Below are 4,483 nucleotides of genomic sequence, written 5' to 3'. Positions count from 1 at the left end.
GCCGGTCTCGGTCGCGAGGGTGGACGCGCCGGCCAGGGTGACGCTCAGGCTCCACCCCTCGGAGCGGGGGTAGTCGGCGTGCGACCACGTGAAGGTCAGCGTGTCGCCCGCGCTGAGCGTGCCGGGGACCCCGGCCGGGAGTACGGGTGCCATCGCGCACCCGCAGAATGCTTAGCCCGGCTAACGATGCAGTAGCGGGCGGACCGCCGCAGACGGCCCGACTATGGCCCCTGCGGGACACCAGTGGCGCGGATTCCCGGGATACTCAGCTCGCGCGCCGGTCCTCGAGGCTCGCGCGCCGGACCGCGTAGGCGCGGTAGACGTACCCCTGCTGCGCCACGTAGCGCCGCTCCAGATACCCGCGCAGACAGAGCGTGCGGAGCGATCGGCTCACCGTGTGGCGCTTCATCTTGAGCGTGAGCGAAAGCCCGGAGATCTTCACCGATCTCGGTTCCTGCGTGTCGAGATGGTTCGTCACGAGCCACGTATAGACCGCGAGCGGGGCGCCGCGGAGGGCCGCGTCGTTGGTCGCGTCACGGAGGGCTGGCAGATACACCATGGCTCAGGCTCAGGTATCCAACCCGTCGATACTCACGAGTCGGGGGGCGTGGGTCGTGCCATCGACATAGACCGGGGTGAGCACCGGCAACGGCTGGCCGAAGGTGGCCACGGGACACCACGGACCCGAGACCGCGATCGTGAACCGCTCGGCGCTCGCGTCGTCTCGCGTCTGGTACACGCCAGTGATCCGGAGATGCGGGGGCAAATCGAGCAGGACGCGGAGCGCGTTGAGCGCGACCCGGATCTGCGCCCGCCGCTCCATCGTCAACTCCGGAACGCCCAGCCCCGCCGGCGGGGACGGGGGAGCTTCCTGGGTGGCGGCACCGCAGCGACCGCTATCGTTGCCTCCTCCGGTGTCGGCTCGGCAGGCGTGTCCTGCTCCGCGAGTTCGGCCGCCATGGCCTCCAGCTTCTCGGGCGAGACGTTCGCCAGATGGAACGCGGCCAGCGCGTACACTTCGCAGTCGAGCGCGTCGTGTCGCTGGCCACGGATCTCATCCCAGCGCCAGTGGACCCGTCCACCCACCTTGTGCGGCACCCGCCGCTCACCCGTAAGTTGCTGAAAATAATCGGCGTCGAAGCCGGCCTCCGCTCTCAGATTCCACTGCATCACGAAGGGGCCATCGCCCGTGAGCAGGAGTCGCTTCGCGATCGTGTCCTTCACCGTGTTCGTCCCCACCCAGAACATCGGCAGTCGCTGCTTGTTGTTCCGCGACGGCCGGCGGCTCACCGTCGGCGCGGTGTGGTCGGACGAGCCCCGAACCGCATAGACCCGCTGCCGCCACCGCGGCCGACAATAGGCGGCGACTTCGTCGGGCGCGTATCCCATGTCGATACACAGGACATGCACCGCCAATGGAGGTCCGTGCTCCCGTGGTCGCAGCCGCTTCCGTGCCTCCTCGAGCGCGGTCCATGGCGAGCCGTCCTGCCCCGGCGGGATCTTCGGGTCGCCAAGGAAGATCTCGCGCCGGATGCCCCACGACCGCAGGCCCGCTCCCCACCCACGAACGACCATCTCCAGCCGGTCGATCTGGACATCGACGCCGGCAGTGAGCAGGACAACGCCCGCCGGCACCTCAGCCGCGTATTCCACCGCACGCCCCTGCAGGTGGGCCGGGTCCGTCGCCCCGATGCGCTCGTCCCAACTCTCGGCCAGCACCGTATTCGCGAAGACCTGCAGCCGCTCCTTGTTTCCCTGGGCCTTGAGCCACTTGCGCACCAGATCCGCCCACCGCGCCCACGGCGAGTAGAGCCCGTTGAGATGGAACGACGCGGTCCCGCGAAACGGGGCCGTGGCCCGCCACTCCCCAGCGCGCAGCATCGGCAGCTTGTGCTCTTCGCCGATCAGCACCCCGCAGCCCTCACACGCGTACGCGGCCGTCTCCGGCTTGCCGTCCTCCCACCGCAGTTGCGACCACACCAGCCGTTGGCGGTGGCCGCAGAACGGGCAAGGCACGACGTAGTACCGCTGGTCGCCCTCGAGAAACGCGCGCTCAATGGGCGAGACCAACCGGCCGTCCTCCAGTTCCACGCTGCGCGTGCCGGGCGACGAGAACCGCCCCGTCTTCCGGTTCCAGAAGTTCGCGGTGCGCTGATAGCCCAGGTCCCACGGGTCGCCCTCCGTGCCCGCCGACGTCTTCCACCGATCGAGCTCGTCACCCAGCACGACCCGCCGCGGCTGTCCTGCGAGTCCGCCCGGGGCGTTGGCGCCCACGAGCGTCATATCCCCGCCGGGGAACTCCTTCACCAGAATGGTGTTGCCGGAGTCCCGCGACTTGGGATCGCGCACCGCTTCCCGCAATACCGGCGTGGCGTGGATGGTCTTGGCCAGCCGCGTCTTGCTGAACTTCTCCGCCTCCCCGATCGTCTCCCGGATGAACAGGATCGGTGACGGGTCCTGGTGGATGAAGTAGCCGAGCACGTTGATGAGCACTTCGGTCTTCGCCACCTGCGACGCGCACATCCCCACCACGTTCTCGACGTCGGGATCGCTGAACGCATCCATCATCCCGCGGAGGTAGGGTGCCCGATCCGTGTGCCAGCGCCCCGGCTCGGGTGACGTGCCGCGCGCGATCTCCCGGTACTGGTCCGCCCATGCACTGACGGAGAGATCCGGGGGCGGACGTAGTAACTGGCGACGCAGTTCCCGCGTGCGGGCTTCGGCCGCGGCAACGGCCGACGGGTGCGATGTGAACCCCGGCACCGGAACCGCCACGGCCGCACTCACCGACTCAACTCCTGCATCACTTCCCGCACGACCGGCACGATGAGCTTCGTGGCCTCACCCACCGACTTGACCCCGACCACCAGCGGCGCCAACCGGCCGGGCAGCGCCTGCAACCGCTCCCGCACCTTCGTGTAATCCCGCGCGACCACCGCTTCAAGGTCAGACAACGCCAGCGCGTCACCGCGCGCCTTCGCCAGTTCGATCTCGGCCAACTCCGCTTCCGCCGCCATCTTCCGCGCCTTCGCCTCGTCGAAGTTCGCGGGCTTCGCGTGCTGCTGCAGCCGCTGCCGATACCACACCGGAAACTGTGGCCACAGCAACCACCGGCGACCGTTCGCCAGAACGTAGGTGTCCGCTGGCGCCTGATTCGCCCACTGTCCCACCGCCTGGTCGGTCATCCCCAACCGCTTCGCCGCCTCCCGCGCGGACACCCGCTCGGCATCACCCTTCCGCGCCATACGTAACTCCAAGTAAACCACAGCGTTGTGACGCTGCGACTAGCGAATGAGGGGAGTTGGCGGGACCGCGCACCACGGTCCCCGGGGAGGACCCGCGAAATGCAAGAGTGGCTCGAGGTTGCGTGGTTGGTGTCGTCATGGGAAAGCGGTTTTGATCGCGTGATCAATCGCGCGGGTCATGTTGGGTTGGAGGTGGACATCGATCACGCGCTGCACGGTGCGGTAGAAGCCCAGCCGGGGCCGGAGTCGGATCCGTGGCTCGAAGGCCCAGATGAGCCGGATGGCGGACGTGGCGCCGAAGTGGCGGCGCTCGTAGATGCCGCGAGCGGTGACGAAGTAGGAGCGCTCGCGTCCGGCCTGTCCCCGTCGACGCTTGCGGCCCTTCTGGTTGCTGGCAAGGAACTTCTTGCCGGTGGCGTCGCGTCGGAGTTGGGCGCCGATGTTCTTGGGGTAGAGTGCGCGTGGGACGCCGGCACTGCTGGTGCGCAGTCCTTTCGCGGGCAGGAAGAAACCCCCGACGATGTTGCGGGTGGACCCTCGGTAGACCGCCCGGGAGGTCTTGGCACCCCCCTCTTCGTGCCGGAGAATGGCGGCGGCGATGCGGGCATCGGGACCCGTGATGGTCTCGGGTCCTTCAATGCGAATGTTGCCGTTGGGGTTGGACTTGGTGGCCAGCGTGAGCTTGACGGCGCGGTAGAAGAAGCGTTGGGTGCCGCGGAGGGTGAAGACGTCGTCGAGCTGCTTCTGCACTGCGCGTTGGGCGTCCTTGAGGGTGTTGGTGATGCCGAGCGCCAGCGCAAAGGGGGTTTGTCTGGGGAAGTCCTTGAGGGCGCGTTCGACGGCGTCCTTGTCGACAGTGATCGAGAACATGCCGTCAGCCATGGGGTGCCTCCTGCTGTCGCATGGGTAGCAGCGTGTTGGCATGGTACAACATCCAGAGCTCGAACGGGATCGGGTCGCCGTCCTGCGGGACGGGGACACGCAGGAGCCAGGTCCAGTCGGCGGTCGTGGTCACCGTGGTCCGGGGTCCGTCAGCCATGGCGCCGGGATTGGTGACCGTCCCGCCAGCGGGTGAGGTCGTGGACGATGGTGTCCAGTGTCTCGGGCCATGCGCCCGCCCTGGGCTGGCGGTAGAGCGTGAGGGAGCGGTACCACGGGGAGTGCCGGGTGATGGTGACGCCATCGGCGGCATAGAGTCCCCAGCGCCAGTCGCAGGCGGCCGCGATCAGCCCCCAGAC

7 protein-coding genes are annotated in these 4,483 nt (G+C 68.3%); all 7 read right to left on the bottom strand.

Going from position 1 to position 4,483, the window contains the following annotated elements:
- Positions 1-265: 265 nt before the first annotated feature.
- Positions 266-559, bottom strand: a complete 294-nt coding sequence (locus VF167_09510) for a hypothetical protein (GenBank protein HEX6925658.1) — start codon at positions 557-559, stop codon at positions 266-268.
- A 9-nt stretch (positions 560-568) separates the two neighbouring features.
- A complete protein-coding gene (locus tag VF167_09505) occupies positions 569-823 on the bottom strand; it encodes a hypothetical protein (GenBank protein ID HEX6925657.1) in 255 nt (84 codons plus the stop codon).
- Between the two features lie 2 nt (positions 824-825).
- Positions 826-2,787, bottom strand: a complete 1,962-nt coding sequence (locus VF167_09500) for a terminase gpA endonuclease subunit (protein ID HEX6925656.1) — start codon at positions 2,785-2,787, stop codon at positions 826-828.
- The gene (locus VF167_09495) at positions 2,784-3,245 is read right to left on the bottom strand and encodes a hypothetical protein (protein ID HEX6925655.1); all 462 of its coding nucleotides are present in this window, start codon (positions 3,243-3,245) and stop codon (positions 2,784-2,786) included. The genes VF167_09500 and VF167_09495 overlap by 4 nt, the downstream gene beginning before the upstream one ends.
- A gap of 135 nt (positions 3,246-3,380) precedes the next feature.
- The gene (locus tag VF167_09490; GenBank protein HEX6925654.1) at positions 3,381-4,127 is read right to left on the bottom strand and encodes a hypothetical protein; all 747 of its coding nucleotides are present in this window, start codon (positions 4,125-4,127) and stop codon (positions 3,381-3,383) included.
- Positions 4,120-4,284 (bottom strand): hypothetical protein, encoded by a 165-nt coding sequence (locus VF167_09485; protein HEX6925653.1) that lies wholly within the window; start codon positions 4,282-4,284, stop codon positions 4,120-4,122. Before VF167_09485 ends, VF167_09490 begins: the two co-directional genes overlap by 8 nt.
- The coding region (locus VF167_09480; GenBank protein HEX6925652.1) for a hypothetical protein at positions 4,277-4,483 on the bottom strand (207 nt) is incomplete at its 5' end. The genes VF167_09485 and VF167_09480, both read right to left, overlap by 8 nt.

The organism is Longimicrobiaceae bacterium (assembly GCA_036375715.1).
Taxonomy (GTDB): Bacteria; Gemmatimonadota; Gemmatimonadetes; order Longimicrobiales; family Longimicrobiaceae; genus DASVBS01.
Note: the sequence above shows the minus strand (reverse complement) of the source record. Positions and strands in the feature narration are given on the sequence as shown.